Origin of the sequence: Brachybacterium tyrofermentans (assembly GCF_039526165.1) — a bacterium.
In the GTDB taxonomy this organism is placed as follows: domain Bacteria; phylum Actinomycetota; class Actinomycetes; order Actinomycetales; family Dermabacteraceae; genus Brachybacterium; species Brachybacterium tyrofermentans.
The window spans coordinates 355800-367966 of sequence record NZ_BAAAIR010000046.1 but is presented as its reverse complement, the minus strand read 5'-3'; the positions used below and the strand labels follow the sequence as shown (position 1 = coordinate 367966).

General features: G+C 70.9%; 13 protein-coding genes. 9 read left to right on the top strand and 4 right to left on the bottom strand.

The window, feature by feature from the left end; translation table 11 throughout:
- Positions 1-50: 50 nt before the first annotated feature.
- Positions 51-338 carry an FmdB family zinc ribbon protein gene (locus ABD093_RS15750; RefSeq protein ID WP_193116160.1) on the bottom strand — a complete coding sequence of 96 codons (288 nt, stop codon included), beginning with the start codon at positions 336-338 and terminating at the stop codon, positions 51-53.
- A gap of 205 nt (positions 339-543) precedes the next feature.
- Here ABD093_RS15750 and ABD093_RS15745 point away from each other — a divergent pair, with 205 nt between their 5' ends.
- Complete coding sequence (locus ABD093_RS15745) at positions 544-876, top strand: hypothetical protein (protein ID WP_343925679.1); 333 nt, start codon at positions 544-546, stop codon at positions 874-876.
- Here ABD093_RS15745 and ABD093_RS15740 read toward each other — a convergent pair.
- On the bottom strand, positions 863-1675 hold the full coding sequence (locus ABD093_RS15740; protein ID WP_343925677.1) for a TetR/AcrR family transcriptional regulator: 813 nt from the start codon (positions 1673-1675) through the stop codon (positions 863-865). The two genes, ABD093_RS15745 and ABD093_RS15740, sit on opposite strands and share 14 nt — an antisense overlap.
- 108 nt (positions 1676-1783) lie before the next feature.
- Between ABD093_RS15740 and ABD093_RS15735 the strand changes: the two genes are divergently transcribed.
- The 6 genes from ABD093_RS15735 (at position 1784) to ABD093_RS15710 (ending at position 8569) form a co-directional block, all read left to right on the top strand.
- Positions 1784-2770 carry an NAD-dependent epimerase/dehydratase family protein gene (locus ABD093_RS15735; protein WP_343925675.1) on the top strand — a complete coding sequence of 329 codons (987 nt, stop codon included), beginning with the start codon at positions 1784-1786 and terminating at the stop codon, positions 2768-2770.
- A 39-nt stretch (positions 2771-2809) separates the two neighbouring features.
- Complete coding sequence (locus ABD093_RS15730) at positions 2810-3310, top strand: SRPBCC family protein (protein WP_343925673.1); 501 nt, start codon at positions 2810-2812, stop codon at positions 3308-3310.
- Between the two features lie 100 nt (positions 3311-3410).
- The gene (locus ABD093_RS15725) at positions 3411-4136 is read left to right on the top strand and encodes a DUF899 family protein (protein ID WP_343925671.1); all 726 of its coding nucleotides are present in this window, start codon (positions 3411-3413) and stop codon (positions 4134-4136) included.
- Positions 4137-4317: 181 nt separating this feature from the next.
- Entirely contained in the window at positions 4318-5637 is a 1320-nt protein-coding gene (locus ABD093_RS15720) for a sensor histidine kinase (RefSeq protein ID WP_343925669.1), read from the top strand.
- On the top strand, positions 5625-6266 hold the full coding sequence (locus ABD093_RS15715; RefSeq protein WP_343925667.1) for a response regulator: 642 nt from the start codon (positions 5625-5627) through the stop codon (positions 6264-6266). The genes ABD093_RS15720 and ABD093_RS15715 overlap by 13 nt, the downstream gene beginning before the upstream one ends.
- 437 nt (positions 6267-6703) lie before the next feature.
- Positions 6704-8569, top strand: a complete 1866-nt coding sequence (locus tag ABD093_RS15710) for an HNH endonuclease (RefSeq protein WP_343925665.1) — start codon at positions 6704-6706, stop codon at positions 8567-8569.
- Here ABD093_RS15710 and ABD093_RS15705 read toward each other — a convergent pair.
- Positions 8541-9140: a class I SAM-dependent methyltransferase gene (locus ABD093_RS15705; RefSeq protein WP_343925663.1), complete on the bottom strand. Its 600-nt coding sequence runs from the start codon at positions 9138-9140 to the stop codon at positions 8541-8543. The genes ABD093_RS15710 and ABD093_RS15705 overlap by 29 nt on opposite strands.
- Before the next feature lie 136 nt (positions 9141-9276).
- Here ABD093_RS15705 and ABD093_RS15700 point away from each other — a divergent pair, with 136 nt between their 5' ends.
- Positions 9277-10503 carry a glycosyltransferase gene (locus ABD093_RS15700; RefSeq protein ID WP_343925661.1) on the top strand — a complete coding sequence of 409 codons (1227 nt, stop codon included), beginning with the start codon at positions 9277-9279 and terminating at the stop codon, positions 10501-10503.
- Positions 10500-11363: a PIG-L deacetylase family protein gene (locus ABD093_RS15695; RefSeq protein WP_343925659.1), complete on the top strand. Its 864-nt coding sequence runs from the start codon at positions 10500-10502 to the stop codon at positions 11361-11363. Before ABD093_RS15700 ends, ABD093_RS15695 begins: the two co-directional genes overlap by 4 nt.
- Before the next feature lie 63 nt (positions 11364-11426).
- Here the strand turns inward: ABD093_RS15695 and ABD093_RS15690 are convergent, their stop codons facing one another.
- Positions 11427-12149: an endonuclease/exonuclease/phosphatase family protein gene (locus ABD093_RS15690; protein WP_343925657.1), complete on the bottom strand. Its 723-nt coding sequence runs from the start codon at positions 12147-12149 to the stop codon at positions 11427-11429.
- Positions 12150-12167 lie beyond the last annotated feature (18 nt).

The following is a 12167-nucleotide window of genomic DNA, read 5'->3' as shown; positions in this document are numbered from 1 at the left end:
CCTTCCACAGCGATGGGCCGCGGGCCGGCGCCATCAGGTCCAGGGGCGCCTCAGGGGCGCGGCAGCCGCGCGTGGCGCGGATCGTGCGTGGTGCGGGCGGGGCGCGGGGCTCCGCGGCCGGGCACCTGGTCGACGACCGTGGGCGCGTGCGCACTCGACTCGGTGCGGTCGATGAGCTGGGCTCGCGCGGAGCCGAGGTGGCCGAGCGCCGGTGAGCTGATCAGGCGGGTCGCCGCGCCGCCGCACTCGGGACATGGTGCGCTGCGGTCCGCCGCTGTCATCGAGAGCAGGAGTTCATGCAGGTGGGAGTTCTCGCAGCGGAATTCGTAGAGGGGCACGACGACCTCCATGTGATGCAGTTCATAGATGACGCCCACCGTAGCCCGTCCGGGTCGGTGCCGGGCGGGATTCGGCGCTGGCACCGTTCGCCCGCCAGCCCCGCACGCCTGTCGGCACCGCTCGCCTGCCAGCATCGCTCGCCTGCCAGCCCCGTTCGTCTGTCGGACCCGTTCGTCTGTCGGACCCCCTGCGTAGGTTCGCGATATGACCACGACAGGACCGGTCCTCGCGCACCCCTCGACAGGCGGCACCGCTCAGGACGAGCGGGAGCAGATTCGCGCCCTCCTCCTCGAGCGGCGTCCGGAGCTCGCCCAATACCTGCAGGTCGGCCCGAGCGGCGCCCTCCTCCTGCCCATGGCGGCTGGTCGCGGGATCGAGATCGGGAGGATGCGCCGGCGGGGGCGGGCGCGCTGGGTCGTCGTGGTACCCGAGGCCGACGGGGCACGACTGCGGGAACCCGCGTCCGTGCTGGCCGCGGCGCGCATCGCCCTCGCCGCGTGGGATCAGGAGTCGGGCGGGCGCCTCAGCGTCCGGTGATGAGGTCCGCCAGCAGCTCGACCTGGCTCGCGAGCAGCTGCTCGCCCACGGCGGCGGCATCCGCCCCCAGCTGGCGGAACACGTGGGCGCTGATGACTCCGACCAGGCTGCTCCACGCGGTCACGGCCCGCACGCCGACCTCGGCGTCGGCCTGCACGCCGAACTCGGCGAAGTGGACTCCCAGCAGTGCCCGCACCTCGGGGTCGACGTACAGGGTGCGGTGCTTGTCGGCAGGAGTTCCAGCGCCCGACGCCCCCACGTCCGCTGCCCCTGCGTCTGCGCCTGCGTCTGCGTCTGCGTCTGCCGCGATCATGAGCATGCGCGCCATGACCCGGGTGCCGTCGGTGTTGGTGCTCTCCGCCGGGGCGTCGTAGCCGCTCACCGGTGTGCCGTACAGCAGGGTCCAGCGCTCGGGGTGCGCAAGGGCCCAGCGGACCATCGCCGTGGCCAGCGCATGGAAGCGCGCCCGCGGACCAGCGCCTATCCCCTTCTCCGATCCGGTATCCACCTCGGCGAGCGCGCCGTCGACGGCGTCGGCGAGGTCGGCGTAGGCGTCGACGATCAGCAGTGTGAGCAGCTCGTCGCGGCTGCACACGTAGCGGTAAACCGCAGAGGAGACCATGCCCAGGCCGCGCGCGATCTCGCGCACGCTGAGCTCCCCCGCCCCGCACTCGGCGAGCTGGGCGTTCCCGAGCTCGACGATGCGCGCCATCGTGCGCTCCCGAGCCACCGCTCGCGGCGTGGCCGGCTTTCTCGTCGCAGTCCCGTCGGCCGTCGTCGCAGTCCCGTCAGCAGTCATGTCGACATCCTGCCACACATCGAGAGCACTGCTCTTGACTCTCAAACGAGAGCGGTGTTCACTGTTCTCGACAGCACCGAGAGCAGTGCTCACACTTGAGGAGTCACCATGCATCATCTCGTCATCGGAGAAGGACAGATCGGCCGCGCGATCATCGAGCGCGCTCTCACGGACGGCGACAGCGTCACCGTGCTGCGACGCAGCGAGGTCGCCCCGGCCCCGGGCATCGACCGTGTCGCGGGCGACGTGCTCGACCCGGCCGCCCTCCAGACCGCGCTCCTCGGGGCCGACGCCGTCCACGCCACCTTCCACGCCGCCTACGACGCCCGCGTCTGGCGCCGTGACCTGCCGCCGCGCGAGCTCGCCGTGCTCGAGGCCGCCGCCGAACGGGGCATCCCCGTCGTCTTCCCGGAATCGATGTACGCCTTCCAGGGCGGAGCCTCGAATCTCGTCGAAGGGGCGGATCGCACGCCGCTGGATGCGAAGGGCGAGGTGCGCGTCGCGCTGCTCGAACAGCGCCGGCTCCATACCGCGCGCACCCTGAGCCTCGTCGCCTCGGACCTCGTGGGCCCGACCGCCGTGGGCACCGGCGCCGCCGTGGCCAGCGCCATGGTCATCGAGCGGATCGCCGCCGGGCACCGTCCGATCGTGGCGGGCGCTCCCGACGCCCCGCACACGCTCACCCACATCCCAGATCTCGCGCGCGCCATGCTCCACGCGGCGCGGCACGCCGAGCGCCTCGCCCCGACGGGGGACGCGGTGCTCCACGCCCCGTCGGCCGCAGCACGTTCCCCGCGGGAGCTCATCGCCCTCGCCTCGGACCTGCTGGACCAGCCGGTCCGTCGGCCGCTGCGGATCCCGCTGTTCGCCCTGCGCGCGCTGTCCGGGGTGGTCACCTTCGCCCGGGAGCTGTCCGGCATCGCGAAGCTCTGGTACGAGCCCTCCGTGCTGCAGCCCGGCATCCTCACCACCCAGGAGGGCCTCGAGCCGACGCCGTGGCCCGAGGCCGTGCGGGCCACAGCAGAGCGTGCCGCAGCGGTGACGTCCGGGGCCGTCACGGCACAGACCTCCTCAAGCGCTCCCCTGGCCTCGTGAACCAGTCGCCCGAGGGAGGCGACTGCTAGCGTCACGGCCATGAGCGAGCACACCGGCACCACAGCGGACGCAGCGACGACTCGAGACAGCGTGACGCACGACGAATCCGCGACGCACGACGATTCCGTGACCCCCTCGGGCGGCAGCACCTACCGCCACCTCGACGTCCTCATCGAGCGCCCCTGGCGCGCCGTCTTCGAGTACGCGAGCGACCCGCGGAACCTCCCCCGCTGGGCCGCCGGCCTCGCCGGCAGCGAGGTGCAGCGCGAGGTCTCCCAGTGGTCGATGAATTCCCCGATGGGGAGGGTGCTGGTGAGCTTCGTGCCGGAGAACGAGTACGGGGTCCTCGATCACACGGTCACCCTCCCCACCGGCGAGTCCGTGCTGAACCCGGTGCGGGTGCTGCCGCTGGACGACCAGCGCAGCGAAGTCGTCTTCACCCTGCGTCGAGGCACGATGACCGATGCAGAGTTCGCCGACGACGCCGAGGCCGTCGCGGCGGACCTCTCGACGCTGAAGAGCATCCTCGAGACGAGCTGAGGGCAGCTCGGAGCTCCGGGCCGCTGTCGATCCTGCCGATCCCGTTCGACGACAGGGTGAGGACGGCGAGAGACGCCGCCTCGCAAGGAGGATGATCCTGATGGCCCGTTGCATCGAGACGCCGGCGCAGCCGATCGACCAGCCGGCGCGCCCCAAGGCCCAGCAGCCCGCCGCCGCGCCCCCTGTCGTGGGCCGCGACGACTTCGAGGAAGCGCTCGCCGCCCAGGTCACTCTGGAGAAGGAGGTGACCCGGGCGAACGATCGTGCATCCGCCGCGCGTCGCCGCCTACCCATGGTCGAGGTCCCCGACTACGAGTTCACCGGCGAGGACGGTCCCGTGCGCCTCTCGGAGCTGTTCGCCGGGCGCTATCTCCTGCTGGTGCAGAACGTCATGTACGGCACCGACTGGGACGAGGGCTGCCCGAGCTGCACCTCGGCGGTGGACAACCTGCCGGCGAACATGGGACGCCTGGACGAGGAGGAGATCTCCTTCGCGATGATCTCCGAGGCGCCCATCGACAAGCTCCGCGCCTGGCGAGAGAAGCAGGGCTGGCCGCACACCTGGGTCTCCTCGGCCGGAACCGGCTACCACGGGGACTGGGGATGGACGTTGACCAGCGAGGACGGCAGCTATTCGGGCCCCGTCCCCGGCTACTCGTACTTCCTGCTGCGTGAGGGGACGGTCTACCTCACGTACGCGACCTATGCCCGCGGCACGGAGGCGATCCTGCCGGTCCCGCACATCATGGATCGCACCGTCTACGGCCGCCAGCAGGCCTGGGAGGACTCCCCCGCCGGCTGGCCCCAGTACCCCACCTACGGGTGAGCACCCCCGGGGCGGGATACGGCTGCGGGCGGCGGACTACGGGCCGCGGGCCCGCGGGCCGCGGACTACGGGAGGCCGCCGCGATGCTGGCGGGTCATGTCGGCAGGTGTCGGGCCAGCCCGACAATTCCTGACCGGGTGACAGGATGGGGCCGACGACGGTCCGACGACAGAGTTGAGACATGAACACCATGACCATGACCCCACCTGTCGACGCCCCGTCGGCCCAACGCTGGTCCGTCGGCCGCTGGGCGGCGCGGATCGGCCGCGTCCTGCTCTACGTCATCATCTCCTTCGTGCTCGGGACCCTCGGGTTCAGCGTGGTCCTCACCCTGCTGGCTCTCGGCGCGGGCACCGCCGTGATCTGGATCGGACTGCCGATCCTCGTCGGCGCCGTGCTCACGGCCCGCGGCTTCGCCGCCGCCGGCCGCACCCTCGGCTCCAGCCTGCTCGGCACGGACCTGCCGGCGCCGGCGCCCAAGCAGGCACCGGAAGGTGCTGGCTGGGGCCGACGTCTGGTCACCCCGCTCACCGACCCTCAGTCCTGGCTCGATGCGCTGTGGATCCTGACGAACTTCCTGCTGTCCCTGATCACCTTCCCGCTCGCACTGCTGTGGACCCTCGGGTCGATCGCCGTCGTCGGCGGCCCGGTCTCCGCGCTGGTCCTGGACCGCACGCTGCCGAACTCGGGCAACAACGGTCTCGGCGCGCTGATGGGGTTCACCGGTCAGTCCGCCCTCGCCGCCGACATCGCCGTGCAGTTCGCGGCTGGCCTGTTCTTCCTGCTCACCGTGGGCCTGGTGATGCGGGGACTCGGCGCCGCCCACGCCGGGCTCGCCCGCGGCCTGCTCAGCTCCCGCTACGAGACGCAGCAGCGCCTGCTGCGCACGCAGGAGTCCCGCGCGGCCGGGCGCACTGCCGAGTCCACCGCACTGCGTCGCCTCGAGCGCGACCTGCACGACGGTCCTCAGCAGCGCCTGGTCCGGGCCACGATGGACCTGGCCCGCGCCGAGTCCCTCGCCGCCGACAATCCCGAGAAGGCCGGCGAGGTGATGCGCGGGGCCCGCGAGCAGCTGGGTCTGACGCTCGATGACCTGCGGCGGCTCTCGCGCGGCATCGCCCCGCCGATCCTCGTGGACCGGGGCCTCGCCGCCGCGCTCACCGAGCTCGCCGCCATCTCCCCGGTGCGCACCACGATCGAGTGCCCGGACCTGAAGCTGCCCGAGCATGTCGAGATCGGCATCTACTACGTGGTCTCGGAGTCGCTCACGAACGCCGCGAAGCACTCCGAGGCGCAGAAGATCCAGGTGGAGGTGGCTCGGATCGGGGATGATGCCCGGGTGAGGATCGAGGACGACGGCCGCGGCGGGGCCGAGCTGCGCACCGGCGGCGGGCTGGCCGGGCTGGCCGGCCGGGTCGCCTCCCTCGAGGGCACGTTCCGGGTCGACTCTCCCGTGGGTCACGGCACCCGGGTGGAGGCGGTGATCCCGTGCGCATCGTGATCGCCGATGATTCCGCACTGCTGCGCGAGGGCCTGAGACTGCTGCTAGAGGATGCCGGGCACGAGGTGGTGGGCACGGCCGCCACCGGCACCGAGCTGGTGGTGCGCGCCCTGGAGATCCGCCCGGACCTGGTGATCTCCGATATCCGGATGCCCCCGAGCCATACTGACGAAGGACTGCGGGCCGCGCAGGAGATCCGACGTTCCTGGCCGGAGGCGCCGATCCTTCTGCTCAGCCAGTACGTGGTGGTCAGCTATGCGACCGAGCTGATCGAGACCGGCGAGAGCGCCACGGGCTACCTGCTCAAGGACCGCGTGTTCGACATCCGTTCGTTCCTGGAATCGATCGAGCGCGTCGCCGCCGGCGGAGTGGCGATCGACCCGGACGTGGTGGGCCAGGTGATCTCGTCACGCCGGCGCACGCCGCTGGACGACCTCACCCCGCGCGAGCGAGAGGTGCTCGAGCTCATGGGCGAGGGCCTCACCAACGCCGGGATCTCCGAGCGGCTGTTCATCAGCGGCGGAGCCGTGGAGAAGCACACCCAGCGGCTGTTCGCGAAGCTCGGCCTGAGCGAAGGGTCGAGCGTGCACCGGCGGGTCACGGCCGTGCTGACGCTGCTGGGGCAGTGACCCCAGCCCGTTCAGAGCTCACCCGTCGGGCCGCCCTGCAGATCTTCCGGGGCGAACTGCAGATCCTCCGGGGCGATCTACGGGCCATACGCGGCACCAAGGGCGTCACTCGTTCAGGCATTCTTTCCTCCCCACCAGAAGTTATCCACAAATCCCCGTGATCCCGCGCGGAGAAAAGCACCAGCTCCCTGGGGCGGTGCGGGTGACCCACAAAACACACACTTACATACGCGATGCATAGACAGGACATTCATGCAGGCAGATCGCCCATTAGGTGGATCCGGCGCTCCTGATCCCGTGTCACCTCGCTCTGCACAGCGCTCTGATCTTTCCTCCACACACCCCTGTTATCCACAAACTCTATCCACATCAATCTCGTCATCCACATTCCGGCTCGAGCACTTCCTTCGCCCCCAAGAAACACCTACGCTCGAGATATGGAAGAACGACCCGCAGGAGAGCAGGCCGACGAGGAGCCCGGATCGGGCGATGACCCGTCGGCCGGCGATCTCCTGTGCGACGTCGCCGCCCATGTCGCCGCCCTCGAGGCGAGTCCCGGGGCCCGGAACCTTCTCTCCGAGATCCTCGCGGCCACGCTGCAGGCCTTCACTCGGACCACCTCGGTCCGTGAACCCCTGCCCGCCACGGCGCCGCACTCCGCGGAGGAATCGCTCGCGATCCTCGGCGGTCTCGATCACCTGCGATCGTCGCTGGCCGCCATCGAGGCCACCTGGCAGGTCCACGCCGAGCAGAGGATCCGTGAGGCGGATCGACGTGAAGGGGCCTCCACCGCCGCCCAAGGGAAGGGTGCGGCGTCCGAGGTAGGGATCGCCGGCCGTGTCTCCCCGGCGTCGGCGTCCTTCTCCCTCGCGTCGGCCCACAGATTGGTGCAGCACCTGCCGGGCACCTTCGGCCGGCTCTGGGACGGGCGGCTGCCGGTCCGTCAGGCTGCCACGGTGGCGAGCACGCTCGCCGCCGCGGATCCGGAGACCTGCGCGGCTATCGACAAGCTGATCAGCGAGGACCCGCTGTCCTTGGCCGGGAAGGGCGACCGTCAGCTGCGGTCCGACCTCCAACGCATGATCCAGCAGCTGGAACCGGAGAGATCCCGCGATCGTGCTGAGCGCGCCGCCCGCGCCCGGCACGTCACGATGACTCCGCTGGCCGACGGCATGGCCCGTGTGAACGCGGTGCTGCGTGGTGTCGACGCGGCCGGTCTGATGAAGTCCCTGCAGCGAGGCGCCGAGTCCCTGCGCGCCGCAGGGTCCAAGCACTCCGTGCCCGCGCTCGAAGCGGACCTCCTCGTGGGCGCCGTGCTCGAGCGCTCCGACCCTCCGCCCGCTGGCGAGGAGCGCGTTCGCAGGTCACCCGGTCTCGAGCTCGGCATCGTCATCACGGACACCGCGCTGCTGGGTCGCAACAACGAGGCCGAATCCGCTCAGCTCGAGGGCTACGGTACGATCCCGGCCCACGTCATCACCGACACCCTGCGCGGTACTCCCCCGGGCCACCTGCGCAGTTCCGCAGAGGACCATCCCGACGAGGAGGTCAGCGCCTTCTACCGGCGCCTCTACACCTCCCCGAGCACGGGTGAGCTGGTGGGGATGGAGTCCCGGGCCCGCGCCTTCCCGGCTGGACTGGCCCGGATGATCCGGTGGCGCGACGTCACCTGTCGCACGCCCTGGTGCACCGCGATCATCCGCCAGATCGACCATGTCGAGCCGCATCACCGCGGCGGCCCGACCAGCTATGCCAACGGCCAGGGGCTGTGCACACGATGCAATCTCGCCAAGGAGCTCGGGCTCTGGACGCTGACACCCTGCGACACGCCCCCGGCACCGGAATCTCCCGGAGCCGGCTGGGCCTGGAGCAGTCCCCACGGCGCGTACGGTCTATCCCCCATGCCTCGACTGATCGACCGGCAGGAACCAGCCGGCACCCCACCTCCGGCGAATCCACCTGCCACGACACCCCCGACGGAGGACCCCGACCCGCCGGATCCCGCAGCAGGGTCAGGACCCTCGGAGCCGCCGGAGAGCCCTCCGGCTCCTGTCGCCGCCTTCCACCGAAGGGAATCCCAAGCCACGGCCACCATTGATACGAATCCTGGGGGCCAGGGCGGCCGGAGTCGCAACCGCGACCGCATCGCAGTGCGGAACTGTCCATCGACAGAGCCTCCGGACGGCCGAAGGGTCGCCATGAGGCCTCGGAGACCTAGAACGCGTGGGAGGCCTGGCCCGCGTGGGGGACCTGGTCCGCCAGGGTCACTGAGAGTCAGCCCAGCTTCCGGGCGAGGGTCGTGATGACGTGCCAGTGCTTCTTGTCGGCCAGGAAACGGCCGTCCTCATCGCGCACGGTGCGGTCGATGATCTGGAAGCCGCGAAACATCGCGTCGATCTCGTGCAGCGGGAGGGTCGCGATGTCGGGACGGTCGGCCCAGGTGTCGTTCGTGCCGAACAGGTCCACAGCCATCACTCCTCCGCGAGGGAGCGCCGCCACCAGCTTCGTCCAGGTCCGTGCCAGGGCGTCACGCCCGAGCAGGCCGAGGGTGTAGGTCGAGTACACGATCTGCGCGGTCGGGAATTCCTCGACGTCGGCGATATCGACATGATGGAAGTCCACCGAGCCGCTCATCCGCTCGTTCTCGATGAGGCGACCCGCGATCGTGTCATCGGTGTCATAGGCGTGCACGGTCCAGCCGCGTCGCGCGAACTGCAGCGAATCCGCTCCGGCACCAGCACCGAGGTCGAGGACGGTGCCGGGTTGTCGATCGCCACCAGCCGCAGCGATCGCTTTCGCTACGAGACGGCGAGCAGGACGGCCCGCCGCGTGGACGTTCAATGCAGCCCAATCCACTTTCTCCGCCGTATCCATGCTTCTCAGGCTGGACGACCGTTAGCCCGGTTTCAACTTCCCGTGACGCAGGACGCCCTGTGTTTCGTCACGGGCGAACATTCGGCGCCCCCAGGTCACACCGTCAGCACCCCATGTCGCCGCCTAGGATGCTCCCATGTCTGTCGTCCCCTTGCGCATCGCCGCGATCTCCCTGCACACCTCGCCTCTCGAGGAGCCTGGTGGAGCCGACGCAAGCGGGATGAACGTCGTGGTCCTCGAGCAGGCCCGAGCGCTGGCCCGGCTCGGCCACGAGATCGATCTGTTCACCCGCCGTCGGGATCCCGACGCGCCCGCCGTGGTCGAGGTGGAAGCCGGCATCCGTCTGCACCATCTCGATGCCGGTCCGGCGCGACCGATCGCCAAGAGCGCGATGGAACAGGCGATCGGGCCCTTCCGTGACGCCCTCGGCTCGGCGCTCGCCGAGGGGTCCTACGACCTGGTCCATTCCCATCATTGGTTCAGCGGTGTCGCGGCGCTGCCCGTCGCCTGCGAGCTCGGACTCCCCCACCTGCAGTCCTTCCACTCCGTCGCCGCCCCCGACGGCTCCGAGGGCCTCGACGCCGGTGAGCCCGCAGAATCCGTCGGCCGCATCCCCGGCGAACGCTTCGTGGCCCAGGGCTCCGACCTCGTCGTCGCCGTCTCCGAGGCGGAGGCACGCACCGTCGCCGAGCGCTATGGCGTACCCGGCGACCGCCTCACGGTGGTCCGGCCCGGGGTCGATGTGGACCGTTTCCGTCCCTGCGACGACGTCGACGCCCGTCGGGAGCGGCCAACCCTCCTGTTCACCGCACGCCTGCAGCCGCTCAAGGCCCCCGATCTCGCCCTCGAGGTGCTCGCCCATCTCGACCCCGATCTCGGAGCACGCCTGGTGCTCGCCGGCGGCGTCTCCCAGGACTTCGAGGACTACCTCGCCGAGCTCCAGGACCGGGCCCGCGAGCTGGGCCTCGAGGACCGCGTCGAGTTCGTCGGCTCGTTGGGCCGCGACGAGCTCGCCGAGGCGATGCGCTGCGCCGGGGCCCTGCTGCTGACGAGCTGGTCGGAGACCTTCGGCCTCGTCGCTCTCGAAGCGCAGGCCAGCGGGACCCCGGTCATCGCCTGGCGCTGCGCCGGAGGGGTGCAGGAGGCGGTCGGCCCGGAAGGGGTCGTGCTGGGCAGCCGTGACCCCGACGTCTGGGCCGAAGCCGTCCAGAATCTGCTGGCCGACGCCGACACCTACGCGAGCGCTGTGCGCTCCGCCCGCGAGTTCGCCGCCTCCCGCACCTGGGACGCCGCGGCCGAGACCCTCTCCGCGCTGTACACCAGCGTGCTCGACACCGATCCCGTCGTGGGAGGCACCGCATGACCACTGATCCCTGGATGCTCCTCGAGGACGCCGCCACGGTGCTCGCCGTGCATGCCCATCCTGATGACGAATCCCTTTCCACCGGAGCTCTGCTGGCCTCGCTCGCCGGCGCCGGGACACGCGTGGAGCTCCTCACCGCGACCCGCGGCGAGGAAGGGGAGGTCGTCCCCGGCTCCGTGCCGCCCGAGGACACCCGGCCGCTCGAACAGATCCGCGACGCCGAGATCGACGCCGCCACCTCGATCCTCGGGATCGCGGCCCGCTGCATGCTCGGCACCGCGCCCGCCCTCGCCGCGGGCGTCGCACCGCGCACCTACCGCGATTCGGGCATGCAGTGGATCCGCGAGGGGCTCGCCGGTCCCTCCGACACCGCCGGCGCGGACAGCTTCACCCATCGACCGCTCGAGGAGGCGGTCGACGACCTCGTGGCCCTGATCCAGGAGCGCCGGCCGGATGCCGTCATCGGGTACGACGACGAGGGCACCTACGGGCATCCCGATCACGTGCGCGCCCATCACGTCACCGCGGCGGCCTGCGCGCGCACCGGGACTCCGATGATCGAGGTCTCCAGCGCACCGGATCCCGCGGCCGACGCCGGCTTCACCTGGCGGGATCACCCTCGCGTGGCCGACATCGTCCGCCGCGCCGTGGACTCGTACCGCACCCAGCTCACGGTCGTGGGCTGGGCCGACGAGGAGCAGAGCGCCGGCGGGACCGAGAGCGCCGGCGGAATCAAGAGCACGACCGCAGGCGAGAACAAGAGCACGACCGCAGGCGAGAAGACGGGTATCTCGATCCGTCATGTCGGCGGCCAGGACGACGTCGTGCTGCTGCGGACGGGACTCCGTGTGCGGGGGTGAGCTCAGCCTGCGGGGGTGAGCTCAGCCTGCGGGGGTGAACTCAGCCTGCGGGAGCGAGTGTTCTCAGAGGGTGATGTCCAGCAGCGTCGGGCGGTGATCCGATGCCCCGGACAGTCGGTCCTCATCGACCCGGCGGGTCGAGGTCACCGCCCGCGCGTCGCGCACCGTCACCCCTTGCGTGGTGAGGATGGCGTCGATGCGTCGCACCGGCCCACGGGCCGGGAAGGTGTGCTCGCTCTGCGGAGCCGGATCGGTCAGCAGCGGCTCGAGCGCGGAGCGGGCCGGACCGTCGGCCGTCTCGTTGAGATCCCCGCCGACGATCGCCGGCGTCCCCGCCCCTCGCACGAGCTGCGCGAGATGGGCGGCATGGCGCAGGCGGTTGTCCTCCTGCAGGGCCAGATGCGTCGAGGAGACCATCACCGACCTGCCGCCGGGCACCGAGAGCCGTACTGCGGCCACCCCGCGGGGGTAGGTCGAGTTCAGGTCCGTGATGGTCTGCTCGACCGCGTGGGTCCCCCGGCGGATCACCTGCGCGGCGACCTCATCGGTCGCGAGGATCGCGAGGCCTCGACCCCCGAACCCACCCAGCAGGATCTTCCGGTCGATCTGCCGCGCGAACCAGGACAGGCGCGTGGTCGGCAGCACGAACCGGGGCGCCTCCTGGACCAGCAGCACATCGGGCTCGAGGTCCTGCACCGCCTCGATCAGGGCCGGCAGGTCCCCCCGCAGCTCCCAGAGGTTCCAGGACACGATCCGCAGATCCCACGGGCCCGATGTGCTCAGCATGCTCAGTCCTCTTCCTGG